The following is a 23,423-nucleotide window of genomic DNA, read 5'->3' on the forward strand; positions in this document are numbered from 1 at the left end:
TAGCTTCAGTTTGCGCCTATCCCGGGTCTGGGGGTGAGGGTGAAGATCGAGCTACTCTATTTCGCGGCGCTCAAGGATCTCGTTGGCACCGCCAGCGAGCACCTGGAGATCGAGCTGTCGAAGCCGAGCGTGTCGGAGCTGTGCGCCGAGCTCGAGCGCCGTCGGCCTGAACTCGCTGGTAGGCTCGGCTCCGTGCGCGTCGCCGTAGACGAGTCGTTCGCCGATGCGAGCGACGTGATCCCCGACGGTGCGACCGTCGCGCTCATCCCCCCGGTTAGTGGCGGCTAGGTTTCGTGGGCTGGCCGTTCCCCGTGAGTAGCTGTTCGAGTGTATCGGTCAGCGGGAGCCATTCCTCGCGGCAATAGTGATAGACCCTGCCGCTAAGCTCGCACAGCCTACTCGAACCAGCGCCGCGCCACTGGGCGAAGCCAGGGCATCACCCACGGGCGGCCCTGATAGAAGCGGAAGCACGCGTAGATGTGCGCGCTCAGGTTCCAGACCAAGTAGCCAACGAGCCCCAGCGCGAGCACCGCGGCGAGCACCAGCTTCAGCGGAGAGGCGTCGTCGAGCAGTGCAGTTGGCACTCCCAACACCACCAACACCAAGCCAAGCACGCACAGCGAGAACACGAACTGGAGCAAGCTCTGTTTGGCTGCGCTCCGCACGTAGCGACTGCGAGAAGCAACCAAGCAGCCCAGGGAGGCGATCAAGAAGATGCCTTGGACTGGCAAGTAACAGAGCATCGCCAGGCTGCGTTCACCGGGTGTCGTTGCCCCTTCGGCCTCCCTCACGGGTGCCGCGTTCTTAGTAGCCGAATGCATTGCGGCGCCCGCATGCCCCACCGCTGACTGACCCAGCAGGCGATTGACCTCGTGGAGCGCTGAGTCGAGCTCCGCGCGGAAGGGCTCATGCACGCGCCTAGCCAAGACGCAAGTCTGCTGGCCCCGCGGGTCGTAGAGCACCAGGCGGTAGCTTGGAGGGAACCCGTTTTGCTCCGCGCCGCCGCGGCTTCCGCTGTCGACTCGAAAATTGACCGCCCCGCCTCGCCCGCTCACGAGGAATTGAAGGCTGCCGTCAGGGGCCTCGGTGCGTCGCAAGACCCAGCGTGTGCGGGCCGAGAGCGCTGGCGCAAACGTCAACAAGAAGATGCCGGCGATGGTTGTCGCGAGCAGCGTCAGACCGAACAGCGCGAGCAGGACCAGCACCTCGACGTCGTCAGGCTCGCCGAACCACAACACGGTGGGCACCAATAGACCGAGGAGCAGCGGCGACAAGGTCACGCCGATCAGGCCGCGTCGTCGGAATGCTCGCACCGGGGCGCGCAGCACGAGTGCCCCATCTTCCCAGAACGCTTCGAGTTCACGCGCCTGGCTAGCTGCCACTTAGTTCCCTGCGGAATCGACCACCGAGGGCGCTGCGCTGGTCGTCGCGCCAGCGCCCCCTGTGCCAGGTGGGACGGATGACGAAGTGGGCGGCGGGGTGAAAGCTGGGGGGTTGCAGTAGGTGAAATCCTCCCGCCACTTGCCCTTCACGCAGCTAAAGCCATTCGAACCGCAGCCATCGGTATGCTCCGAGCAGTTGGCCTGGAAGAAGTAGCAGGCATCTCCCTCGGTGACCTTCTCAGGGCAGCAACCCAGTGCGCTCGGCAGCGAGAGCGTAACAACGAAGGCCAAGCGAGGTCGCTTGCGACCCGGCTTCATGGGTAGTGGCCTTGAACATCGAAGGTGGCTCGCCGGTACTCCAGTCCCAGGCTCAAGGGGAACAAGCGGAGCCCTTCTTCCCGCAAGCGCGGCGCGCTCTCGCGCTCGTACGTCGCGAATGCCTCGCGACTTGCGAAGGTGTAGTGAACCTCGACGTAGCTCTCCTGTTCGGCCCGGAGTATTTCCGCGCGGAGCGCTCCAGCGGCGCAGACGTCAGCCAAATGCTCGCGCTCCAGCCACTCGACCCAGCGTTCGAGCACCTGGGCATCCGCAAATCGACAACCAACTACGTACCGCAGGGACATGCGCTCTCCAGCGAGGCTCAAGCCATCAGCTCGGTCTTCGCCACAGGGTATCCTACTGGGGGTTCTACGGCGTATGACAGCGCCAACACACAAACCAGCACCATGCGGTACACGACCTGCACGTCGTCGACGTCGACCTGGTCCGCGTGCGCTTCGAGAGTCGCGTCCAGGTGCTCGTTGATGAACTCGAGCACGTGGGGTTGCTCCATCGCCACCACGTCGTCGCTGTCCAGAGGCTCAGCTGGATCGCCGATGCGCAGCTGTTCATCCAGAGTCAGCGACTCCTCCGTGGCGGTGAGGAGGTCCCGCGAGACTTCTTGCAGAGACTCCGCGTGGTAGTTGTCGAAGGCCATCCACACCGCGAGCACCAGGAAATACCCGAGCGCGAGCGCGGTCTCGTCCAGGTTTCTCGCTAGGACTTCTGTGGCGAAGTCAGAGAGCGCGCTCTGGCGTTCTTCGAAGTCGTCGAATGCGTCGTCGAGGCGCTCGCGGGTGTCGTCGTCCTCGGAGGCGAAGACGTCCCGCAGCTCGTCCATGACGGCCTCCGGGACTCTCGCGTAGCTCGGGACCGGTCTAATGGCGGCTCGGCGTACCCACACGCGGCTGACTCTATCGCGCTCCGTGTGGTTAAGCCACAACCCTGGAGGCGCGCCGATTTGGCGCATCTACGGCGAACGACCATCACCCAGCGAAACCTGGCTACGGCGTGCTGATGTCGTCTGGGCTCGCCAGAGGCTGAAGTTGGTGCGTCGACACCCAGCCCTCGCTGGTGCCCCATTCGATATGAGCGAGGCTTCCGTTGCGTTCCAAGATCCAAACCAGGGCGCCTTCTGGGATCGCTTCGAGCTCGATCTTGGCAGTCTTTGGCAGCGGCTTGCCTTGAACGTCGAGTAGACGCGCTTCGGTCGTCACGATGACCGCGGGGGACGTCGTCACACGGAAGCGCCGGGCGGAGTAGGTGAGCACGCTAAACAGGACCAGCGCCACGAGGGCCACTGCAGCAGCGACGCCACCGCTGAAGCGGGCTCGGGGTTGGGCGTTCCACAGGCGGATCCCCAAGCCCACGCTGAGGATCAGCGCTGAAATTGCGGCGAGCAGAGCCCAGGTGTCTTCCGAGACCAGGTTTACCACCGCCCGGCTCAGGGACGCGTTGACCACCATTGGCTCTCGTCCTTCGCGACTTCGCCGGCGCGTGATCTGAGCCTCCACCGCGGCGAGCGCGCGAGCGGCCTCTCGGTCGCCGGGCCTGAGACGCAGACACTCCTGGAATGCTGCGGCGGCGCGGCCGAAGTCTCCGGGTTGAACCTGTCGCGTTTCCGCGCGGCGAGAGTAGGCTACGCCACGATTGAAGCTCGCGTCGGGGTGGACGAAGCCGCGATCCGCCAGTAGCTCGAGCTCGTCGATTGCCTTGTCGAACGCGCCTTGGCTCAGCGCAAGCGCGGCGCTCTTGAACACCTCCTGGTTGGATGCGTCGCGGAGGGAGCTAGGCAGACCCTTCGTCGCTGGAGCTGCGCTCGGCGCTAGAGTGGGCTCCGCTGTCTGAGCGAGCACCACGCGCTCGACACTCCAGACGCAAAGCAGAGCCAGCAAGCACGCGTAGCTGCGCATCAGAAGGGCGTGGAAGGGGAGAGCCAAACGCATACTCAGGCAGTCGGCGGGATCGCGCCCGCTTCAGGCGGCCCCTTCACTATCACGGGATCCCTTGGGTTTGAGCTTGCCTAGTTCACGCATCAGATCGCGGGCCCCATCGACCACGTCGGACCCAAGGGAGGCGCCGGTAAACCTCACGGCGTCGAGCTCGTCGAGCAGCCCGCACACCGCCTCGGCGGTGCTAGCGGTGGTGCCGTTCTTTTGGAGCTCCGCCGGGAGATCCGCGCGCAGGACACCCCGCGCCTTCACCCGCGTACCTGCTTCGATGGCGTGAAGTAGAGCCCGCTCGAGCTCGCTCGCGGCTTGCTTGGTGTTACCCGCCTTGAGCTCGTCGCGTGCCTTGGACAGCGCCTCGAAGGCCCGAGTTTCGCTGGCTTCTTTGCGTTCCTTGAGGCGACTCGCGAAGCGTCTGCCGCCGCGCCCGCCCAGGTGTACCAGAGCCACGCCGAGCGGACCGCCGAGCAAAAGCAACCAGTAGTACCAGGCGTCCGTCATGTGGAAGCGGCGTTGCTCCGCGGAACCGAGCTCGAGGCGTGGAGCCAGGTCCAGGCGCGCGTCGGTGTCGGCCTTCGGCTCCTCGATCGGTTCCTTGGAAGGATCGACTCGCACGCTGCCCAGGTCGGCTTGGGCGGTCTCGTAGCGCTTGGTCGACGGGTTCCAGTAAGGCAGCTTGAAGCTCCCGAGCTCCACTTCGCCGGCCTTTGTCAGCCGAGCTGTGTAGCTGAAGCGACGCCAGCCGCCGAGAGACGAACCGCTTGGGTCGATCTGTTCCTGGACGTTGGGTTCGAGCCACTCCACGCCGTTCTGTTGGGGAGGTTTGAGCGCAGCGGGGAGATTGCCTTGGCCTTCCAGGCGCACGACGACGCTTACCGAGTCGCCCTGTTCGACGGTTCTTGGTTCGACTCGCGCCTTGAGCACGAAGTTTCCGACGTCACCCAACGTGTAGCCGACGGGGCGCCCCGCTGCCGGAGGTTCGATGACGCGGATGTGCACCGCGGCGCTCTCTCGGTTGAGCCCGCGGCTCGAGCCGAAGGCATAGGCTTGGCCTCCAAATCCCATGCTGATTGGCCCAATCACCAAATCGCCGGTCTTGATGGGCACCATCACGGTCTCGCGGATCTTCACCGCGGTGAACACCACGTCACCGATACGGACGCGGTGCTGATCTTGGCCCATGGAGTTCTCGATCACCGGATACGCCAGAAAGTCGGCGCGGGTTGGCTCCGTGGACTTGAGCTCGTTGAAGGGGCCTCGGCCACCATACGCATACGCGCGATAAACCAGCGGTTCTCCAACGACGACTGTCTGGGGTGTAACCGTTGCGCGGATGAAAGCGGTTGGGTCAAGAGCCTTATCCGTGCGGAATTCCTCCGGGGCCGCAGGGAATAGATCGTCCGTGTTGTTCAGGTCATCGTCGGGATCGTCGAACAACCCGGGGAAGCCTGGCGGTGTGCCCAGACCAAAGGGATCGAAAGGCCTGCTACGAGGACCCGAGCCTGCTGCGACGACCTCGATCTTGATCGCGTCGCCCGTGTAGCGCTTCGAGCCCACCTGAACTGACGGCGGCCCGATGGTGTACGTGCCGGGGCGCGAGGCGATGATGCGCCACGTCGCGCGCAGCCCCGACGACTGCTGCATCGTTTGCCCGATGCTGAAACGACGATAAGTAGCGATGCGTGGACCGCTCATCTCGAATCCGCGAGGCAATAACAAACGGAAGGCGCCGCCGCGCTCGGCGTCGTCCCCCATCACGCTCAGCTCCAGACTAAACGGCTGGTTTACTTCCACGCGATGGGTGCCAACGGTCGTGCGAAGCTGCGGTGCGGCGAGCGCCTCGCCGGCGAACAGTAGCGAAGCCGTGAGCGTTCCGAGCGAAAGCGCGGAGCCTGCGCTCAGTCGCAGCGCCAGGGCTGCCGCGCGGCCGTGTGCCCGTGTGTGGCTCCCTGCGTTCACTTGTCCTCCAGACCTCTCACCCGCTGCTGCAGCGCGTTTCGCTTGGCTGCTTCCTGTTGTAGCGTTGGCGCGCGCTCCAGCATGTCTAGCATGCGATCATCTTGGTTGACCGACGGCGGCTGCTGGGGCTGCGGAGGCTTGCCAGCGTCGCTTGCGCCGCCATCCTTGCCACCGTCGGGCTTGTTGTCCTGCTTGCCAGCGTCGTCACCGGCGTCGTCACCGCCGCCGTCCTTGCCCCCTTCGTCACCACCGTCGCCGCCGTCATTCCCCCCATCGTCGCCGCTGTCAGGCTGGGCGTCCTGGCTGCCATCGCTGCCGTCACTGGCGTCGTCGTTCGCGTCGCTTCCGGCATCTGGCGGCTCTTGCTGCTCCTTGAGTTCCAGCGCGATCGCTCGATTCCACGCTGCGTCGCGGCCGATCGGGTCGCCTTTGTCGTCGGGCAGACCGGGGGTGATCTTCAGGGCCTCGTCGTAGCTCTTGATCGCTTCTTCAAAATTGCCCCGCAGAAATTCAAGGTTGCCCGCCAGGTAGTAGGCTCGAGCGCGCAGCTCTAGCGCCACGGCCGGGTCGGCAGCGATGAGCCTCACGATACGCTGCGCGCACTCGATCTGCGCATTACGCGCCGCCGCTTTGTCGTCCATCGGTTGGACGCCACCGTCGGGGATGACTTCAAAGCGGCCACCGAAGCTCTCGGCGATCTTGAACAAGGCGAGGCCCAGATCGAAGCTCGCTGCAGGGCGGTCGCGCACCCGCGGAGGGGTACCAATCGCGCCGTCTTTGCAGGCGCCCGTGGAGAGGTAGTTCTCGAGCAGATCTCCAGCTTGGGCCGCGGCTCCGGCATCGAGCAGCTCGATGGACCGGTCTACGTCGGGCGCATTGCGCTCGAAGACCTTGTCGAGTCGCTCACAGCCCATGATCAGCACCAGGGCCGCGCCTGTGGCGGCAGTCGCGCGCAGGCGGTCTCGGCGCCGGTTCTTCGGCTCCCGCTTGGGGCGTTGGGGCGGCGGCTCCGGGGGGCGCTTGCGCCGCTTGGCTTGAGCAACGAACACCTCGATCAGCAGTAGAACGAGCGCCAGTGCCGCGGGGTAATAGAAGACGTCCGCGTAGACGGTCTCCTCCTTCTCCGCCAGCTCCTCGGTCATCAGCTTGGACAGGCGGCTTGTGATCTCGCGGATCCCGGTCTCACCCTTGGAGGCGCGTACGACGACTCCGTTGCCTCGTTCGGCGATCTGCGCCAGCTGCTGTTCACCCTCGGCGGTCAGCTCCGTCGTTAGGGGCTTGCCTTGGGAGTCCGTGCGCCAGCCCACAACGTCCTCTTGGTCGCTCATCTCCGGGATGGGCTCCGGAGTTCGGCCGCCAATTTGCACGACGTGGACCGTGATCCCTTCGCGGGCCGCCGCGGTAGCTACTGCTACAGGATCGCCTTCCAGATCTTCGCCGTCGGTGACGAGGATCATCACCTTTGCGTGCTTCTGGCTCAGGGGGTCACGGCGCAGCAGATCTCGGCCCGCCTCTAGGGCGCGCCCGATCGCGGTGCCGCCAACGGGCATGTCGTTCGGCGTCTGCTGGCGTAAGAACTGGGCGATCGCACCGCCGTCGCTGGTCAGAGGAAAACTCAGGGGGTCGCCTGCAAACGCCACCGCACCGAAGCGTGCTCCCGGCAGCTCCGCGATCAGGCGCGCGATCTCGCTCTTCGCGCGGTCGATGCGTGAGGGACGCACATCACGCGCGTACATGCTCTTCGAGAAGTCGAGCACCAGCACCACATCCAGGTTGGTCGCAGGGATGAGCCGCGTCCCCCGGCCATACTGGGGGCCAGCCAACGCCACGAAACCCAAGGCCACGGCCAACACCAACAGCACGCCCTTGAAGGCGCGCCGCGCGCTTGCGCGACTCGTTACGAGCCCGAGCACTTGCTCTTCGTCGCCAAAGCGCGCCAGCGCTTTGGTCGAGCGAATGCCGCCGTAGATCAGCAGTGCCGCGACCAGCAGCGCGCTGGCTGCGCCCCACAGCCACTCGGAGTTGGCGAACTTCATGTGCGCCTCCTCACGGAAACCTCCGCAGCACCAGCGCGTGGAGCAGGGCCTCCAGCGCAACCAGCAACACAGCAGGTAGCAGGAAGAAACGGTAGAGTTCCTCAAAGCTCGCGATGCTCGCCTCGAAGCGCGTCTTCTCCAGCTCGTCGAGCACCTTGTGGAAGCTGGCCTGGAGGGCGCTGGCGTCCGTGGCCACGAACATCTGACCGCCAGTTTCCCTGGCGATCTGCTTGAGCAACTCCGGGTTGGTCGGGTAGTTCACCTTCACGTAGTGCGGCTGCCCAAACAGGTTGAAGCGGTCCTGCACCTCGGCGGTCTCTCCGTCTCCGATCTGGATGGTGTAGACCTTCGCTCCCACCACCGTGGCGAGGTGCGCCGCGTACTCCGGTGAAATCTTGCCAGCGTTGTTGTCGCCGTCCGTGAGCAAGATGATGGCTTTGCTCTTCGCATTGCTGCGCCGTAGCCGAGCCACCGCTACCCCAGTCGCATCTCCGATGGCCGTCGCCGCGTTGTCGATCAGCTCCAGGTTCATCTTGGACACCAGCGTGTCCAGCAAGTGGTAGTCCAGGGTTGGGGGGGAGAGGACATACGCTTCTCGCCCGAACACCACCACACCGATGCGATCAGTTTTCCGTCGGGAAATAAAGTCCCGGATCACTGCCTTGGCTGCGTCGAGGCGAGTTGGGCGTACCCCTGGGGCGCGCTCTGGGACGTACTTCATCAGCTCTGGAGGGAGCTGATCCATCGCCGCGCGCATCGAGCCCGAGAGGTCGAGCACCACCACCAAATCGATGCCTTGCTCGTCGTTGTTCTGTGGCTTGACCGTGGCAATGGGGCGCGCCAGCGCGAACACGAAGAGCATCAGTGCGACGCCCCTCAGCGCTCCCGGCAGGTCTCTTAGCCACACACGGATCCCACGCGGACCGCTGGTGAGCGGTTGAACCGTGCCAAGCTGGATGCGAGGGACCCGTCGGTCTTCACCATAGGTCGCGCGCCAGATCACCGCTGGTACGACCACCAAGAGCGGCAGCGCCCACCACCACTGCCAGTTGGCAGCCAGAAGCGCGTTCCCCCTGGCGAGCACCGGATACGCAAAGCCGACAAGCAGCGCGAGCACGATCCACAGCGGCAGGAGTAGTGCGCGCCAGACCTTGCGCTTGGCAGTGCTCGGCTCCTTACGTGGTCCAGGCTTCGGCGCGCTGCGCTTGCCCCTGCCACTCGGTGCGCTCGCCAACGGTCGGGCTTCGCTCTGCGCCTCCCGCTTCTTTGAACCCGGAGCGCTCATGATTTCCTCCCGGATTCTGGCGGCTCGTCCACTGCTTCTGCTTGAGCGTCCGCGTCGGATCCCTCTGGCGGGGCTCCGTCATCGGGCGGTTCTTCCTCACCATCGAGTTTCGCGGTCGCGCTCTCCGTGAGCGGCGCCTCGCCTGGAGGCGGTGCCAGCAACGCGGGGTCTTGAATCGGTGACTCGACACCGAACGAGCGAGCGGAGGGCGGCGGCGCCTGACCAGGGTTCGGTCGCCCAGGTACCGTGCGGACCACGATTTGTTCCACTGCTGCCAAAGCGGCCTCACACTGCTCCGGGTCAGGAGTGGCGCGGGCAAACTTCACCAAGTCAGCCTCGCGCAGGAAGGCTTCCACGCTGCTCATCACGGGGATTGGAGGCACGATGCGCTTGAGCACACTCAAGATCTCTTCGGTAGTGCTCTCGAGCGCACCGGCGTCGCCGAGCTGTTCGCCGATGCCGTAGCGGTTGCCCAGGTAGCGGCGAAGGATCAGGCACACGTCGTCGTAGTGCTCGTCGAAGCGCTCTTGAGCGATCAGTTGGCGCTGCCGCAGATCGTGGAGTTCCTCCATGGCAACCTCCCAGGGCGGGCGCGGCGGCGGCGGGGGCGGCGCAGGCTTCGGGCGGCGCTTCAGCCAGATCAGCAGGCTGGCCACGATGGCTCCGACGATGAGCGCGACCAGCGCAACTCCAGTCGCTAGCTTGGCCGCCTCCCAGACCTCTCTTTGGGGACGGGGCGGGGGATTGGGGTGAGGCTTCGGCGACGGCGTGTTGGCGGTCGGGGGATCGACGACGACCTTTGCCGGCTCGGTGCACAGCGTCACGAGCTCACCGTTGGCGCGGGCCAAGGTGATGGGCACGGCGGGTAGCCAAAGCTCCTGGCGTCCGCCCTTCTTCGGCAACGCGACGAAGTTCAGCCGCACCTGGCTCTTGAGCAGATCACCACTCGGCTCAGTCTTGATCTCGGGTCCTGCGCCGCCGTCAGGGTCCGGGAATGCAAAGCCCGACTTCTCGAAGGCCGCTGCTTCCTCGCTCGTGCGGTTCAATCGGAATCCGCTCGGAAACAGCTTCTCGCCTTTCCCATGCTCGACCTCGACTTCGAGCGTCACCGCGTAGCCAGACAGGCCTCTTGGGGCGACTCGCTGCGTGAGCTTGGGTCGCGCCTTGCCCTCAGGGACGTGCTCCGAGCAGGTGCCGCCGGGGATCTCGGAGGCTTGCTTCGCGATGTCCTGAAGCTGCTGGGGAGACGCCGGCTTGCCGTTGACGCTTCCCCCCTGCGCGCCGCGCAACCCGCTGTCGTCGGGCGCCGCATCGGAGTCGGTCTGCGCACCAGCATCGGTCGCCGCGGCGCTGGATGAAGGCGCTGCGCTGGAGGAAGGCGCAGCGCTGGCGCTGGATGAAGGCGCAGCGGGTGCACGGGGTTGAAACTTCGGGATCTCGAGGTCGCTTGGCGGCTGCTGCGCACCAGCGCCTGCCGCGATGCCCAGTGCGATCGCAGAGCTGCCTAGCGCCAACCAGTGCTGCCGCACCCCCAAAAAGAGCGAACGGGACTTCATCGATGCACCCGCTTTGCCCTGCGGGCGAAGAGGTCACGGAGCGGCTTCACGTAGGGGCGATCCGTGTGCACGACGCAGTGGTCGAGGCCGAGTTTGCGGAAGACAGCGACGTGCTTGGCGCGCTCTTGTTTTGCCAAGTGCTTGTAGTGCGCGCGTACCAGCGGGCTCGAGGTGTCGACGAGCACTTCCTCGCCGCTCTCCAGGTCTTCGAACGAGGCGAGGCCGACGTCGGGCAGCTCAGCGTCTCGAGGGTCCGTGAGCATCACCGGGATAACATCGTGCCGCGCGGAAGCAAGGCTCAGGGTGCGCTCGTAGTCCGCAGCGTAGAAGTCGCTGATCAGAAAAGCCACGGAGCGACGCCGGGCGACCATGTACAGCATCTCGAGAGCCGCTGAGAGGTCAGTCCCCGAGCGGCGCGGCTCCGTATTCAAGATCTCGCGCACGACACGCATCACGTGCTTGCGGCCCTTCTTCGGGGGGATCACCTTTTCGACCTCATCCGTCGCGAGGATCAAGCCGACGCGGTCGTTGTGCTGGTTCGCGCTGAACGCACACAGTGCAGCGACCTCTGCTGCCAGGCGCCCCTTGTTGAGCCGTGCGGTGCCGAAGCGCCCGCTCTTCGAGATGTCGACGACCAGCATCACGGTCATCTCGCGCTCTTCGACGAACACCTTCACGTAGGGCTCGTCCATGCGCGCGCTGACGTTCCAGTCGATGGTGCGTACGTCGTCGCCAGGCTGGTACTGTCTTACCTCGCGGAAAGACAAGCCCTGGCCCTTGATCACCGAGCGGTAGTCACCAGACAGCTGCTCCGTCGCCAAACGATTGGTGCGGATCTCGATGGTGCGCAGGGTCTTCTCCTGCGCACTCTGCTGGTCCTTGGAACTCACGTTTTCTCCGGGATCAAGCTTGCTTCGACGCTGTGCGCGGGGCGCCGTTCAGGGAACCTCCACCACCTCGAACACGCGACGTACGACGTCCTCGGCGGTGATGTCCTCCGCCTCGGCTTCGTAGCTCAGCACCATGCGGTGGCGCAGCACGTCGGCTCCGATTGCCTTCACGTCTTCCGGCGTGACGTAGCCGCGGTGACGCAAGAAGGCGTGAGCGCGGGCAGCGAGGTTCAGCGCGATGCTCGCGCGTGGGCTCGCGCCGTACTCGATCAGCGAAGCGAGCTCTTTCAGGCCGCGCTCGCTGGGTTCACGAGTCGCGAAGACGACGTCCACGATGTAGTCCTTCACGCGTTCATCCACGTAGACGTCTCGCACGACCTTTCGCGCTTGAAGCAATTGCTCGGGTGTCGCTCTTGGATGCGCCGACGCCTGCGTGTTCTGCGTCATGCGATCCATGACTTGGCGTTCTTCGTCGCGAGTTGGGTAGCCGACCTTCACCATCAGCATGAACCGGTCGAGCTGCGCTTCGGGTAGGGGATACGTGCCCTCTTGCTCGATGGGGTTCTGGGTCGCGAGCACGACGAACGGATCCGGCAGCTTGTACGTGGTGTCACCGATGGTGACCTGACGCTCTTGCATTGCCTCGAGCAGCGCGCTCTGCACCTTGGCGGGAGCACGGTTCACCTCGTCGGCGAGCACCAGGTTCGCGAAAACGGGCCCGAGCTTGCTCGTAAACTCGCCGGTCTTGCTGTTGTAGATCACGGTGCCGATCACGTCGGCAGGCAGCAAATCTGGCGTGAACTGGATGCGTGAGAAGTTGGCTTGGATGCTGTCGCACACCGTCTTGACGGTGAGTGTCTTCGCCAAGCCGGGGACGCCTTCGAGCAGCACATGGCCACCCGCTAGCAGGCCGATCAAGATGCGATCGACCATGTAGCTCTGGCCAACGATGACCTTGCCGATTTCCGCGGTGACGTCGTCGATGAAGGCGCTCTCCTTCGCGACGATTTCGTTGAGGGCTCTGACGTCCATCTCGAACTGTTCTCCTGCCGGCGAACTTCGGGATCCCATGGAAGATCGCGAAGTTTCGCATTCCGATTAGGTGGGGCCGCTATACCGCGACCGCGTGGCGGGAGACAATCCGCGCGCTGGGTCTATTCCAGCGGGGACGGATGTTGCGCGGAGCTGAAGTCCGCTGAGGCTGGAGAGCCTACTGGGCCATGCGCCCAGCGGGGACGCTGACGGTCTGAGACACCTTGGTCGCGTCGAGGCGGCACTCGTTGTCACGAGCCTCACAGCTGCCGCTCGTGGTGCTCAGTTTGATGGTGAAGGGTTGGTCGTCAGCCACCCGGAACCGTTCATGCTTTTTCCGGCCAGCCCACTCGAGCTCCCAGACTCCGGCGGCCAACGTGATCGCCTGGCGGGCCTGGGCGCCATCGGGGGAAAGCGTGACGCTCCGCGAGCGCCGCTGATCTTCGCCGGTGATGTCTGGCGTTCGCACCGGGACCAGCCGCACGGAAGTCGTGGGGTCGACCTGGTCCTTCTTCGCCTTGCATGTGAGCTTTGGGCTGCGCTTCGCCTCGCAAGAGAGCACGCGGCGCGCCTTGTGCGTGAACGTGATCTCCGAGCGGGGCCCGTTGGGATCGAGAGAATCTGGGGGATTGGGGCCGGCGCTTGGAGCGAGTGCGAGGAGCGGGCCGCCCATCAAGAAGCTGGCGATGACTACGCGGATCATTTTGCCTCCGGTGAAGCGATGTCCCACGCGTCTAGGCGCGCAGGGCAGGATCGGGTTCTGTACTGGGTCCCGACGAGCACGAGCCGCGCATCGAGTCGGGAGGTAGATGACGGGGAACCGCCACCACCTGGAGCGCCGAGCGGCGCTCCGTCGCTTGGACGGCTCATCTACCCGATCTCTTCAATCGTCGCGTAACAAAAACCTACGCGCGCTTTGAAAGCGGAAAAACCTGCGTCTGAGCAGGTTGAGCTGTGACTAGTTGGGGTGCTGCTGCAGCCATGCCTCGATTTGGCCAGCGCGAGACAGCGCGGTTGCCATACCGAGCAATGCACGCAGCTCCTGTCCCAGCTCCGCGATGCTCGGCATTTCCGCGTTGGTATGGGCAAAGAGGCCCGTCAAAAAGAGCCGCGTCGGAACTCGGCCTTTGAGGGCGCGCTCGAGCTTCACCGCTTCTCCCCAGGGAATCACGTCATCCTCGCGGCCGTGCAGCACCACCGTGGGCCGAGATGCCCGCGCGATCGCTCGCTGCGGTCGTGCGAACTCGAGCTCTTCGTGGCCTTGACGGAGTCCCCAATCTAGCCACTCACGGGCGCTTTGCCCGTCGAGCTCGTCACGCAGCCCAACGGCCAGCCGAAACAGGTCCTGCTGGCCTCTCGGAACGTGCTCCGCCAAGTCGTAGAGCAGCCGCGCGCGTGCGCTGAGCGGCTTCAGCTCTGGGCGCCCCCAGGTGCGATACACCGACTCGCGCAACGCGCGCTCCAGCGCCTGGGTGTCTTCGCGCAGCTCGAGGAACGGCAGCAGGTTCAGAAACAAGGCGGGAGCGTTCAGCGGATCGCGGCTCAGCTTGTGCGAGCGACCTTCGAGCTCCATCACCCCGTCGAGGCAGAAGCGCAGCGCGGTGTTCAACTCAGCGTAGCCTCCAAAGGTCACCACTGCGTCGATCGCCTCGGGCATGCGCGCCGCCACTTCCAGCGCCGGCGCCGAGCCGAAGGAAATGCTGAACAGGCTCGGTTTGATACCGCGCGGTAGTGAGTTGCAAACGTGCTTCGTTACCAGCTCCAGGTCATCGGAGACCGTCGGGCTCAGGAGCAAGTCCAGGTAGCCCGGCAGCATCGGCGCGTGCACCATCAGGCCCGCGCCGGCCAGTACGCGGCAAAAGCGGTCGAGGCGCGGATCGTCGGGACCTTGATAGTGCAGGCCTTGCACCACGATGAAGTGCCCAATAATTGATTCCCTGGGGTAATATCGGACGATCTCGAGCTGCGTGGGTTCGGCGTCGCCTCTCCAAGCCGCTGGGCGGGCGAGCTCCCGCGCGTGAAAGCCGCGGACACCCGGTAGCCGCCCCGCACGAATCACCTCGCGACGCTTCTGGATCCCGTCAGGGGACCGGTGGTCCGGCGTCCACGGACCTAGCCAGCGCAAGAGTCGCATCAGCGCTTGATCGGAACCGGCCATTCGGGCCGCAGCATAGACGCTCCGCGTTTGACGTCGCCAGCGCTCTGCCGCTTCACAGTGCGAAGCCGCCTGAGAAGCCGAAATAGAGCAGGCCATGACCGTCGCCTGCATGGTCTTCAGCGCAGTGATCCGCTGCGCGGTTGCCGGCGCCCCAGTCCACGCAGGGCAGGTCACTGGGGTTCAGCATGAAGCCGTAGCCCACGAAGAAGCGCCCTGTCCAACCCGCTTCGCTGCGACCTTCCACGAACAGCTCGAGGTTGCCCCAGTACGCGCGCTCGGTGCTCTTGTATGCCGGGCCATCGAACTGCAGCGGCTCGACCCAGGTGTAGCCTCCGATGGAAGGTCCAGCGCCAAAGCCCGTCGCCAGCGGACCTTCGATGGGGAAGCGCACACGACCCAGCACGGCGTACTGAAGATCGCGATGCCAACGCTTGCAGACTTCGTCGTACGCTTGCGGTTGGTCTTCCGGACTCAAGCAGTACGGACCACTGCCGAGCCCCACGCCGGCTGAAAGCGTGAACTCCTCGACGGGCGCGTACTCCAGGCTCAAGCCCAGCGCGCCCAGGGGCGTCGCCAAACCTACCTGAGCTTGGATCGCTAGCTTCTTCTGCCAGCGCGTGCCTGGATCCGGATCCCATGGATTCGCGCGTTCGGCGACTACAGTCGCTTGGGTGTTTTTTGGGGGTGAGGAGCTCCGCGGCTCGCCGGCGAGCGCCGGCTGACTCCAGGTCAACCCAAGCAGTGTCGGGAGCGCCGTGAGTCGATGCAGGTGCCTACCCAGTCTGTGCAGCCTCTTCACGCCGCGCCGCATTGCACACGCTGTACCACGTCCAAGGCGCCCGTAAGTACGCGGATCTGCTGCTTCAGTGTTTTCCGTACAGTAATGCTTTGGGAGTCGCTGGGCACAGCGTGCGTCTGAATCACGCTGCGCGCCGCCGCTGCGTCAGCCGTTATGCACTCGCTGTCGCGCGCTGCTCCAAGCGCTTTCGCAACCGGTCCTCCAGCTGAACCCCAGCGCTGTTCAAGAAGCCCGCGAGCATTTGATAGTGCCCTACCAGCAGCAACAGCTCGATCAGCTCAGCGTCAGTGTGGTGTTCGCGCAGCGCCTGCCAGGTGCCTGCGCTGACGCAGCGGTCCCGATGCAGCTCATCGGCAGCGAGCAACTGCGCGCGCTCCAGCGCTGACCAAGCGGCTTCCGGCCCTTTCGCGATCTTCGAAAGCTCCGCTTGGTCGACCCCCCAGCGCTGACCCAGGTCCGCGTGCTGTCCCCACTCGTACTCGCAGCGGCAGTTCCAAGCGGTGCGCAAGATGAGCCGCTCTCGCGTGCGATGGGGCAGCTGACCAAACGGCATGAAGCGCGAGGCAAACGCCAACCAGGGCCAGAACAGCCGCTGATTGCCGCTCAACGCGAGCATGATGTTTGGCGTTTCAGAGCGCCCAAACAGCCGGTTCCCGAGGCGCGACGCCCAGGCGAACACGCCACGCTCCGCGCCAGAGAGCCGCACCGCGCTGGCTCTCCAACCGCCCGCTGGCTCGAGCCGTGTCAAGCGCGCACCTCGGGCTTTACCTCTACCCGGGCGGCGCCGCTGAGCGCCTTAAATTCCCTGGGGCAATGTGCAGAGTGCACCGTGACCTCGGCGTGGTGGTCCCGCACCAGGTGCCTAAGGCGCTCCTGATTCGCAAGCCGGAGCTCATTGTCGATCGCAGCGATGCGTTGGAACAGCCTGAGGCCTGGCGTGGCCTTTGGCGGCGACTGCATCTCACATTGGTGGAAGTACGCATCTCCGGCGTGGAGTAGCCAGCCGGTCTCGCTGCGCACCGCGACACCGCAGTGCCCGCGGGTGTGCCCTTGGAGGGGAATCAGGAGGACGTCCTCCTCGGAGTCGACTGCCCTCACCCCCTGAAAACCAAACCATTCATCCCCATCGACGTCCCGCACGTCCCACTTGGGGTGGTGCGCCCAGTGTGGCGGCCGGTAGCGCAGGCTCTCGCGATGGGTGGGCGGGTGAAGCGCTGCTTCGTACTCGGGACGGAAGATGTGTACGTCGGCCCAAGGGAAGTCCGGGAGGCCTCCCGCGTGATCGAGATCCAGGTGGGTGGGGATGACGTGGCGTACGTCCTTGGGATCGAAGCCGAGTCGCTCAACGGCGGAGAACGCTGTATTGCTCGGATCAGTGTCTACGCCAACTACCGTACGGAACCAAGCGCCGAGGCGACGGTTGACGTCCTTCAGATCATCCCGACCAACCCCAGTGTCCACCAGGATGAGCCCGCTCTTCGATTCGACGACCCAGCAGTGACACACCATGGTGCCCCGCTCGAACGCCGAGCCGCTCCCGTTGACCAAGCGTTTGCTGAGCGGACACAGCGTGGTCGCGCAGATGTGGTGCACCTTCATGGCATTCCTCCCGTTGCCCGCAGAGATGGCACCGCCGTTGGCTATTGTCAAGTTTGACAATAGCTGAAAGGATAGGCCCGGCATGGCGGATCGAGGGGAAAAGACCGGTAGGAAGCGCGTGCGGCGCACTCCCGAGGAAGCGAAGGCGCTGATCTTGAACGCTGCGCTGGCGTTGTTTGCTGACCACGGACCCGACGCGGTGGGGCTGAAAGAAGTCGCCGCTCAGGCGGGGGTGAGCCACGGACTGATCACGCACTACTTCGGCACCTACGAGGCGCTGGTGGAGGCCGCGTTTCAGGAGCACGTGAATCGCGCTCAGGCGGTCACGCTGGGTCGGGTCGACGAACTGATCCAGGGCGGACCGGAGGCGTGGGTGGCGCTCGCCGCCGAACATTTGAACGATCCCACGTACGGGCGGCTGGTGGCCTGGGCGTTGATGAGTGGTCGCCTGGGAGCCGACGACTTCATCACCCACCGAGCTCAGGGCCTGCGACGTTTGATCGATGCCATCGACGGGCGTTTCCGCGGGGTCGATCGAAGCAGCCTCGAGTTCGCGGTGATCTTGGTGATGAGCGCGAGCCTCGGCTACTCGCTGGCGCGCAAGGCGCTGTGGGGTTCCCTCGGATCAGCTAGCAGCGGAGCACGCGGTGCCTCCCCGCGCGACAGTGAAGCAGCGCGCGACGCTTGGTTTCGGGAGAAGCTCAGCAAGGTGGTGTTGGGGCTCTTGAAGCCGCGCTGATTGCCGCTGCGCTGAAAGGCAGAGCGCGGCCGCGCGGTTTTGATCTGCAAAGGGAGACGATGCACAACTCGCGCCACCAGGCGCCGATAGGTGCCCGTTCACTCAACGTCGAGTGACCGGTGCGCGATGATGAAGAGCAGATACGTGGGCGTGAGCTACGAGCCGCACAGTCGACTTTGGTTCGCCTCGATTCGACACCTGGGAAAGCTGTGGGAGCTGGGCGCTTTCGAGCAGGCCGCTGACGCCGCGCGGCGCTACGACCGCGTGGCTCGCTTCCTGGGCTACGAGGAGCATGGACTGAACTTCCCCGCGGAGGAGCTGTCGCCTCTCGACCCGCGTCGCGTCCGCGAGGAGCTTCGACTACAGCTGGCCGGTCAGGCCACCAGCCCCTACGACGGTGTGTACCGCGCGGTAATGACAGCCGGTTGGCACGCCGAGCTGTTCTTGAGTCGCAGCGTGCGTTGGCTCGGCCTGTGGCCGAGCGAGTTGCTCGCCGCGCGCGCCGTGGATCGAGCGAGGCTGTACTACGAGGGCGCCGACGCTCCGCGGAACCTCCAGTACGCAGTAGGGGAGCTGGTACCGGCCAGCGCCGAGATGTTGCAGGCCGAGGCGCGGCGCCTGGCCAAATGAGGCAGCCATGTTGCGCGGGGTGAAGTCGTGGGGTTACTTACAATGATAAGCCAAGCTTAACATTAGGCTAAGCCATTGTTGATGGCCTAATCAATTGCAAGCTCTAGATCTCTCTAGCGTCGAGGGCGAGGCGGACTGGCACGGGGCTAGCTGCTGCGGTCGCTCGGCGCTTGGAGGATGTATGCGTTTCGTCAATGGCTTGTTCTTGTCTCTCGCGGTGCTCACCGCGGCGTGCGGCTCGAGTGATTCTGGTGAGTCCGGAGAGTCCATTAAATACCATGCGGAATTTGTGGCCCATTTCGCGCCTGAGCAGGGCCAGCTGCCCGAAGGCCTCGTCGTGCAAGGAGACCACGCCTACGTCGGCTTCGCGCCCACGGGTCGCGTGGCGCGGGTTGAGCTAGCCACCGGGGCGGTCAGCGACTTCGCGCAAATGCCCGCACCGGTTCCGAACCAGGGCTTTCTCACGGGCCTCGAACTCGACGCTGCCGGAGCGCTCTATGCGGCTCTGGTTTCGTTCAACCCGGAAGTCCAGCCGGGGATCTACCGGGCGCCCGCTTCGGGGGGAGGGGGAACGCTGTTCGCCGCCCACGAGCACATGGCGTTTCCGAACGGACTCGACTTCGACGCGGCGGGACACTTGTTCGTCAGCGATTCAGGCGCGGGGAGCATCTTCCGCATCGCCGCGAACGGCGAGGTCGAGGAGTGGTTTCACGACGACGCGCTGGCCGGCGACACCAACTTTTGCGGCGAAGGGTTGGGAGCGGGCTTCGATATTGGCGTCAACGGGCTGATCGACGACGCGGGTTCGCTCTACGTGGTCAACAACGACAAGGCGTCGCTCTTCGAGCTGCCGATCAACGCCGATGGCACTCCTGGAGCATTGCGCACGATTGTCGAGCATGACTGCGCTGCGCTTGGCGGAGCTGACGGGCTGACGCGACAAGCCGATGGGAGCTTCCTGGTGGCGGTCAATCGTCAGGACAAGCTGGTGCGCGTCGACGCCGACGGCACGACCACCGACGTGCTGGTCGGGGGCGAGCTGGACTTTCCAGCCAGCTTTGGTGAGTCGGGCGACGCGACCTACGTGACGAACTTCGCGCTGAACCGTGCGTCCGCGGGTGAGTCATCTCAGCCGGGCCTACTGCGGCTGCGTCGCTAGCGGCATTCGTTGCTAGCGGCATTCGTCGCTAGCTGAAGGGTGCGCTTCGCAGGTAGGCTAAGCCGCTCATGGGGCGCTCGACCGAGGTTGTTTCCGCGCAGATCGCGGGCTTGTCTGCACTGGTCGCGACGCTGATGATTGCTCAGCAGGTGGCGGGGAAGGCGGTGCGCGACGGCTTCTTCCTGCAGCACTTCTCCGTCACCGCGCTGCCTGTGGCCACACTCTGCGCGGCGCTCGTCTCTTTCGGTGCGGCGCTGCTGATTGGTCGCTTCATCGGGCTCTTCTCTCCGGCCGCGGCTGTCCCTGTGTTGTTCGGACTGAACGGGCTGTGTTTCTTTGGTGAGTTTGGGCTCGCGGCCCACGCTCCGCGCTTCGTCGCGGGCGCGCTTTACCTGCACATGGCGGCCTTCGGCGGCGCAGTGGTCTCCGGTTTCTGGTCGGTGATCAACGAACGGTTCGATCCCTACACCGCGCGGCAGATGATGGGACGCATCGCCGGTGGGGCGACGCTCGGTGGGCTGCTTGGCGGCGCCCTGACATGGGCGTTCTCCGATGTGGACCCGCGCTGGATGATGCTGGGCTTTGCGTTGACGAGCGCGGCTTGCGGGATCGGGGTGGCGCTGGTGGCGGGCCACGGCCACACCCGCGGTTTGGCGAGGGGGGATGCTGAGCTGCGGGGCGGTCTCGCGGTGATCTCCGAAAACGTCTACCCGCGGTCGCTAGCGCAGCTCGTCCTGCTGGTGGCCGCGACCTCAGGGATCATCGACTACGTCTTCAAGGCCGGGGTGGTTGCCGCGGGGAAAAATGAGTCGCTGGTGGGTTTCTTCGGCGTGTTCTACACGGTAACCGGGGTGTTCACGTTCCTCGTGCAAGCCTTCGGGTCGCAGCGGGTGCTGCGCTGGGCCGGTGTCGTCCCCGCGGTGGCTCTGCTGCCGGTGCTGCTTCTACCGCTTTCGGTCCTGGCCCTCGTGGCGCCCGGTTTCGTTCCGCTGCTGGTGTTGCGGGGCGCGGGGATGGTACTGGAAAACTCCGTCTATCGTTCGGGGTACGAGCTCCTGTACACGCCGCTGCCAAAGGAGCAGAAGCGCAGCGCCAAGGTGTTGATTGATCTGGGGTGCGATCGGCTTGGCACGGCTCTGGCCAGCGGTGTTGTCCTAGTGGTGCTTGCGCTCGCGGTGCGTCACATCGAGCGTGCGTTGCTGCTCTCGTGTGTGCTTGGGCTGGTTTCTACGGTCCTCGTTCTCGTTGCCGTGAGGAGACATTACGTCGACTCGTTGGCCGCTCAGCTAAGCCTGCCTGGCAAGTTGCCTCCGGCTGACGACGTGGCGCGACGTTTGGCGTCCACCTTCGTGGGTGAGCCAGAGCTCTGGGGCGAACCCTCGGACGACTCCCGGCCGACGAGCGGCTCAGGCGCTCATATCAGCCGTTCGGAGTTGCTGGAGCAGGTTCGAGCCAGGGCGGAGGCGAAGCGTGGTGAGGTGGTTGAAGACGCGTCGTCTCGTCGCGCCATCGCCGAGGTCTCGCCTCGACTCCTGGATACACCGCTGCGAGCGAGGCTGAGGGAGTCGCTGCAGGTCGATGCGGAACTCATTCAAAGCGCACCGGCGCTGGTTGGGCAGCTCGGCGACGTGGTCTTGTCGGAGCGTGAGTCGATGCGGGTGCGACTGCTGGGGATTGAGCTATTGGCCGGTGTGCCCAGCGCCCGCTGTGTGGCAGCGCTGTGGGAGTTGAGGACAGCTCCCGAGTTTCGCCTGCGCAGGGCTGCCGCTCTGGCGCTGATGAAGCTCTGCGAGGGCTCCCCACAACTGCGACCGCCACGCCGAGAGATCGTGCGCCTCGCGGAGGTGGAGCTGCGTCGGCCATCCAAGACCTCATCGGAGCGTACTGCCTTCGAGCGCCACTCCCCGTTTCGTCTGGATTCGCGGGGAAACGAGCTCGCGCCGACGCTCGAGCTGGTGTTCATCCTACTTGCGTTGATCGGCGACGCCGGTCAGTTGCGGTTGGCGCTTTCCGCGGTCACGTCCGCGGATGCTACCCGTCGGGGCACTGGTTTGGAGTTCTTGGACAACCTGCTACCTCCAAACCTACGGCTCAGGTTGATCGCGCTTGCGGAACAACCCGAGCTCACCCAGGCCAGTCATGTGGTGCCGCGCTCAGTCGTCGAGGCGCTGGCCGTCGAGCTAAGAGGCGGGGAGCTGAGCGTCGAGGCGCTGAGAGCGAAGTACCGCGCGGCAAAGCGTAAGAGCTACGATCGCGCTAGTGATGCATAGAGCTGCGACGGTTGCTGGTGCGACCCCCGGTGCTCCTCGCGGCTGCGCTCCGAGCGGCGAAGACCGCTTCCTGGTGTTCGGCCCACCAGATCCTCGCGTCGCGGGCTTGCCAGTCGCTGGTTCTTGCGCAGCGGCGCAGCTCGTCGGCGAAGTCGAGCGCATCGCTGGGGCGGTCTGCCGGATCTTTGGCCAAGCAACGCAATACCAACGACTCCAGACTGGGGTCGCTGCACTCGAGGGCTGCGGGTAGCCTTACCAAGTGATCGCTCAAGAGCTCCACCAAGCTCGAGCTCGCGAATGGCGGTGTACCGCTCAGCAAGAAGTATGCAGTCGCTCCGAGGGCGTACACGTCGCTCTGAGGGATCCCGCTGTCGTTCTCGAGGATCGCCTCCGGCGCCAAGTAGAGCGGTGTCCCTGAGAGCCCGTCGCTGGAGTTCGCGGTTTCGTCACCCACGTCTCTCACCAAGCCGAAGTCCATCACCTTGAGCGTGTCCGGGACCCCGCCACGTTCGCAGAGCATGAGATTCGAGGGCTTGATGTCGCGGTGCACCAGCCCTCGCTGGTGCGCCTCGCCCAGGGCGCCCGCTGCTTGAAGCAACAAGTGAATGACACGCGCTGGCGGCATCGCGCCGGTGGCCTTGATCACCTCTTCAAGGGTCGCGCCCTCGACGTATTCCATCGCGAAGTAGAAGACACCTTCCGGCGTCTTTCCATAGTCGTAGATCTCCACGGTGTTCGGGTGACTGAGGCTGCTGGCGGTTTGCACTTCCCTGCGGAATTGGTCCCGGTTGCGGGCGGTCGAGACGTCGCGCAACAGCTTGATAGCCGTGGGACGCTGAAGCAGCGCGTGCTTGGCAAGGTACACTTCGCCCATGCCGCCGCGTCCGAGCAGGTGCTCGAGCTGGTACTGCCCGAGGTGCTTCGCTGCGCGCATTCGCCGATCCAGACCGTAGATCGTCGAGGACGTCAGCATGGTCACCGCCACCACGGACAAGCTGATAGCGACGTACCAGATCATGAAGACTGGGTCGGCGCGCCCCGCAACCTGGTTCGTGAGGTAGGTCGGGTAGGCGAGGGTCAGGAGCCCGACCACGCCGGTCGCGAGAGTGGGACTCGGTACCAGTGAGGAGCGCAGCACGAGGATCACCGTCACGATCGTGAGGTTGAAGAACGTCGTGCGAGATGGGTTCGGATCGCTCGTGTTGCTGAAGGCCAGGTGAGTGATGACACCGGTGAGCACCACCGTGGTCAGGCTGGCGATGAACGGAGAGCTTCCGACACGTCCGGGGCTGCGCGCGACCAGGAACCAAGCGAGACCATTGGCAGCGGTCGTCGCGCCGATCAGGAGCCCCGTGCGCAGCTCCCATGCGGCGTCACCCTCGCCGGTCAGCAGCGTGATCGCGAAGACACAGGTGAACGCCAGGTTCAGGAAAAACGTCACCTTCAGGTAGAGGCGAACCCGCTCCGCGAGCGCCGAATCGAATCCTTCCGCGCTGCTACCACCCAGGCGCACGAAGGCTCCACCTCGGCTCGTAGAGCGCCCGGGGCGCGACTCGGTGGTGCTTCCCATCGCGGGATCTTAACCTGGGTCGTGGGCAAGGTTGCGCGGGCTACCCAAATAACCTGGCTTCTCTGCACCTCGAGCCCGAGGAGCCGCGCTGC

General features: G+C 65.0%; 22 protein-coding genes. 5 read left to right on the plus strand and 17 right to left on the minus strand.

Annotated features, from left to right (window positions below; all coding sequences use genetic code 11):
* The first annotated feature begins 33 nt into the window (after positions 1-33).
* On the plus strand, positions 34-288 hold the full coding sequence (gene moaD / locus H6718_28935) for a molybdopterin converting factor subunit 1 (protein MCB9589474.1): 255 nt from the start codon (positions 34-36) through the stop codon (positions 286-288).
* 107 nt (positions 289-395) lie between these two features.
* Here the strand turns inward: moaD and H6718_28940 are convergent, their stop codons facing one another.
* The 16 genes from H6718_28940 to H6718_29015 form a co-directional block, all read right to left on the minus strand.
* Positions 396-1,382 (minus strand): hypothetical protein, encoded by a 987-nt coding sequence (locus H6718_28940; protein ID MCB9589475.1) that lies wholly within the window; start codon positions 1,380-1,382, stop codon positions 396-398.
* The gene (locus H6718_28945) at positions 1,383-1,700 is read right to left on the minus strand and encodes a hypothetical protein (GenBank protein ID MCB9589476.1); all 318 of its coding nucleotides are present in this window, start codon (positions 1,698-1,700) and stop codon (positions 1,383-1,385) included.
* Complete coding sequence (locus H6718_28950; protein MCB9589477.1) at positions 1,697-2,005, minus strand: DUF4286 family protein; 309 nt, start codon at positions 2,003-2,005, stop codon at positions 1,697-1,699. Before H6718_28950 ends, H6718_28945 begins: the two co-directional genes overlap by 4 nt.
* Before the next feature lie 17 nt (positions 2,006-2,022).
* Positions 2,023-2,604, minus strand: a complete 582-nt coding sequence (locus tag H6718_28955) for a hypothetical protein (protein MCB9589478.1) — start codon at positions 2,602-2,604, stop codon at positions 2,023-2,025.
* A gap of 100 nt (positions 2,605-2,704) precedes the next feature.
* Positions 2,705-3,646 carry a hypothetical protein gene (locus tag H6718_28960; protein MCB9589479.1) on the minus strand — a complete coding sequence of 314 codons (942 nt, stop codon included), beginning with the start codon at positions 3,644-3,646 and terminating at the stop codon, positions 2,705-2,707.
* 30 nt (positions 3,647-3,676) lie between these two features.
* Entirely contained in the window at positions 3,677-5,608 is a 1,932-nt protein-coding gene (locus tag H6718_28965; protein MCB9589480.1) for a BatD family protein, read from the minus strand.
* Positions 5,605-7,644, minus strand: coding sequence for a VWA domain-containing protein (locus H6718_28970; protein MCB9589481.1), 2,040 nt, complete (start codon positions 7,642-7,644; stop codon positions 5,605-5,607). Before H6718_28970 ends, H6718_28965 begins: the two co-directional genes overlap by 4 nt.
* A 10-nt stretch (positions 7,645-7,654) precedes the next feature.
* Positions 7,655-8,929, minus strand: a complete 1,275-nt coding sequence (locus tag H6718_28975) for a VWA domain-containing protein (GenBank protein ID MCB9589482.1) — start codon at positions 8,927-8,929, stop codon at positions 7,655-7,657.
* Positions 8,926-10,485, minus strand: coding sequence for a hypothetical protein (locus tag H6718_28980; GenBank protein MCB9589483.1), 1,560 nt, complete (start codon positions 10,483-10,485; stop codon positions 8,926-8,928). The genes H6718_28975 and H6718_28980 overlap by 4 nt, the downstream gene beginning before the upstream one ends.
* Entirely contained in the window at positions 10,482-11,375 is an 894-nt protein-coding gene (locus H6718_28985) for a DUF58 domain-containing protein (protein ID MCB9589484.1), read from the minus strand. The genes H6718_28980 and H6718_28985 overlap by 4 nt, the downstream gene beginning before the upstream one ends.
* A gap of 48 nt (positions 11,376-11,423) precedes the next feature.
* Positions 11,424-12,407, minus strand: a complete 984-nt coding sequence (locus H6718_28990; protein ID MCB9589485.1) for a MoxR family ATPase — start codon at positions 12,405-12,407, stop codon at positions 11,424-11,426.
* A 178-nt stretch (positions 12,408-12,585) separates the two neighbouring features.
* On the minus strand, positions 12,586-13,110 hold the full coding sequence (locus H6718_28995) for a hypothetical protein (protein ID MCB9589486.1): 525 nt from the start codon (positions 13,108-13,110) through the stop codon (positions 12,586-12,588).
* Positions 13,111-13,365: 255 nt separating this feature from the next.
* A complete protein-coding gene (locus H6718_29000) occupies positions 13,366-14,565 on the minus strand; it encodes a hypothetical protein (GenBank protein MCB9589487.1) in 1,200 nt (399 codons plus the stop codon).
* A 52-nt stretch (positions 14,566-14,617) separates the two neighbouring features.
* On the minus strand, positions 14,618-15,364 hold the full coding sequence (locus tag H6718_29005) for a hypothetical protein (protein MCB9589488.1): 747 nt from the start codon (positions 15,362-15,364) through the stop codon (positions 14,618-14,620).
* Between the two features lie 151 nt (positions 15,365-15,515).
* Positions 15,516-16,112 (minus strand): carboxymuconolactone decarboxylase family protein, encoded by a 597-nt coding sequence (locus H6718_29010; protein ID MCB9589489.1) that lies wholly within the window; start codon positions 16,110-16,112, stop codon positions 15,516-15,518.
* Positions 16,109-16,963, minus strand: a complete 855-nt coding sequence (locus H6718_29015; protein ID MCB9589490.1) for an MBL fold metallo-hydrolase — start codon at positions 16,961-16,963, stop codon at positions 16,109-16,111. Before H6718_29015 ends, H6718_29010 begins: the two co-directional genes overlap by 4 nt.
* 82 nt (positions 16,964-17,045) lie before the next feature.
* Between H6718_29015 and H6718_29020 the strand changes: the two genes are divergently transcribed.
* The 4 genes from H6718_29020 (at position 17,046) to H6718_29035 (ending at position 21,761) form a co-directional block, all read left to right on the plus strand.
* A complete protein-coding gene (locus H6718_29020) occupies positions 17,046-17,702 on the plus strand; it encodes a helix-turn-helix transcriptional regulator (GenBank protein ID MCB9589491.1) in 657 nt (218 codons plus the stop codon).
* A gap of 129 nt (positions 17,703-17,831) precedes the next feature.
* A complete protein-coding gene (locus H6718_29025; protein MCB9589492.1) occupies positions 17,832-18,332 on the plus strand; it encodes a hypothetical protein in 501 nt (166 codons plus the stop codon).
* Positions 18,333-18,513: 181 nt separating this feature from the next.
* A complete protein-coding gene (locus H6718_29030; GenBank protein MCB9589493.1) occupies positions 18,514-19,491 on the plus strand; it encodes a hypothetical protein in 978 nt (325 codons plus the stop codon).
* Between the two features lie 68 nt (positions 19,492-19,559).
* Positions 19,560-21,761, plus strand: a complete 2,202-nt coding sequence (locus tag H6718_29035) for a hypothetical protein (protein MCB9589494.1) — start codon at positions 19,560-19,562, stop codon at positions 21,759-21,761.
* Here the strand turns inward: H6718_29035 and H6718_29040 are convergent.
* A complete protein-coding gene (locus tag H6718_29040; GenBank protein MCB9589495.1) occupies positions 21,748-23,331 on the minus strand; it encodes a serine/threonine protein kinase in 1,584 nt (527 codons plus the stop codon). The two genes, H6718_29035 and H6718_29040, sit on opposite strands and share 14 nt — an antisense overlap.
* Positions 23,332-23,423: the final 92 nt, after the last annotated feature.

The organism is Polyangiaceae bacterium, assembly GCA_020633205.1.
In the GTDB taxonomy this organism is placed as follows: domain Bacteria; phylum Myxococcota_A; class Polyangia; order Polyangiales; family Polyangiaceae; genus JAHBVY01.

Excerpts from the sequence above, each read along its gene's own strand:
- H6718_28995 (MCB9589486.1), bottom strand. The coding sequence starts at position 13,110 with ATGATCCGCGTAGTCATCGCCAGCTTCTTGATGGGCGGCCCGCTCCTC.
- H6718_28975 (MCB9589482.1), bottom strand. The coding sequence starts at position 8,929 with ATGAGCGCTCCGGGTTCAAAGAAGCGGGAGGCGCAGAGCGAAGCCCGA.
- H6718_29035 (MCB9589494.1), top strand. The coding sequence starts at position 19,560 with ATGGGGCGCTCGACCGAGGTTGTTTCCGCGCAGATCGCGGGCTTGTCT.
- H6718_29015 (MCB9589490.1), bottom strand. The coding sequence starts at position 16,963 with ATGAAGGTGCACCACATCTGCGCGACCACGCTGTGTCCGCTCAGCAAA.
- H6718_29020 (MCB9589491.1), top strand. The coding sequence starts at position 17,046 with ATGGCGGATCGAGGGGAAAAGACCGGTAGGAAGCGCGTGCGGCGCACT.
- H6718_28980 (MCB9589483.1), bottom strand. The coding sequence starts at position 10,485 with ATGAAGTCCCGTTCGCTCTTTTTGGGGGTGCGGCAGCACTGGTTGGCG.
- H6718_29025 (MCB9589492.1), top strand. The coding sequence starts at position 17,832 with ATGAAGAGCAGATACGTGGGCGTGAGCTACGAGCCGCACAGTCGACTT.
- H6718_28990 (MCB9589485.1), bottom strand. The coding sequence starts at position 12,407 with ATGGACGTCAGAGCCCTCAACGAAATCGTCGCGAAGGAGAGCGCCTTC.
- H6718_29000 (MCB9589487.1), bottom strand. The coding sequence starts at position 14,565 with ATGGCCGGTTCCGATCAAGCGCTGATGCGACTCTTGCGCTGGCTAGGT.
- H6718_28950 (MCB9589477.1), bottom strand. The coding sequence starts at position 2,005 with ATGTCCCTGCGGTACGTAGTTGGTTGTCGATTTGCGGATGCCCAGGTG.
- H6718_28970 (MCB9589481.1), bottom strand. The coding sequence starts at position 7,644 with ATGAAGTTCGCCAACTCCGAGTGGCTGTGGGGCGCAGCCAGCGCGCTG.
- H6718_28960 (MCB9589479.1), bottom strand. The coding sequence starts at position 3,646 with ATGCGTTTGGCTCTCCCCTTCCACGCCCTTCTGATGCGCAGCTACGCG.
- H6718_29030 (MCB9589493.1), top strand. The coding sequence starts at position 18,514 with ATGCGTTTCGTCAATGGCTTGTTCTTGTCTCTCGCGGTGCTCACCGCG.
- H6718_28945 (MCB9589476.1), bottom strand. The coding sequence starts at position 1,700 with ATGAAGCCGGGTCGCAAGCGACCTCGCTTGGCCTTCGTTGTTACGCTC.
- H6718_29040 (MCB9589495.1), bottom strand. The coding sequence starts at position 23,331 with ATGGGAAGCACCACCGAGTCGCGCCCCGGGCGCTCTACGAGCCGAGGT.